This window comes from Neisseria sp. P0001.S005, assembly GCF_051963715.1.
Map to the genome: position 1 here is coordinate 1 of NZ_JBQCTZ010000744.1, position 375 is coordinate 375.

The window sequence follows — 375 nt, forward strand, 5'->3', positions numbered from 1 at the left end:
GTGGTTTCTTCTGTAATCGCTTAATTGAGGGATATTGATAAATGGCAAACCAAAAAATCCGTATCCGCCTGAAAGCTTATGATTACAGTCTGATTGACCGTTCCGCACAAGAAATCGTTGAAACTGCCAAACGTACTGGCGCTGTTGTTAAAGGTCCAATTCCTTTGCCAACTAAAATCGAACGTTTCAACATCTTGCGTTCTCCTCACGTGAACAAAACTTCTCGTGAACAATTGGAAATCCGTACCCACTTGCGTCTGATGGACATCGTGGACTGGACTGACAAAACTACTGATGCACTGATGAAACTGGATCTTCCAGCAGGTGTAGATGTAGAAATTAAAGTTCAATAAGAACTGAAAAACCGAACAGCTT

Annotated in this window: 1 protein-coding gene; it reads left to right on the forward strand. The window is 41.6% G+C overall.

Annotation, left to right across the window (positions count from 1 at the left end; genetic code table 11):
- Nucleotides 1-41: 41 nt before the first annotated feature.
- Nucleotides 42-353 (forward strand): 30S ribosomal protein S10, encoded by a 312-nt coding sequence (gene rpsJ / locus ACTHSP_RS22655; protein ID WP_002642322.1) that lies wholly within the window; start codon nt 42-44, stop codon nt 351-353.
- Nucleotides 354-375: the final 22 nt, after the last annotated feature.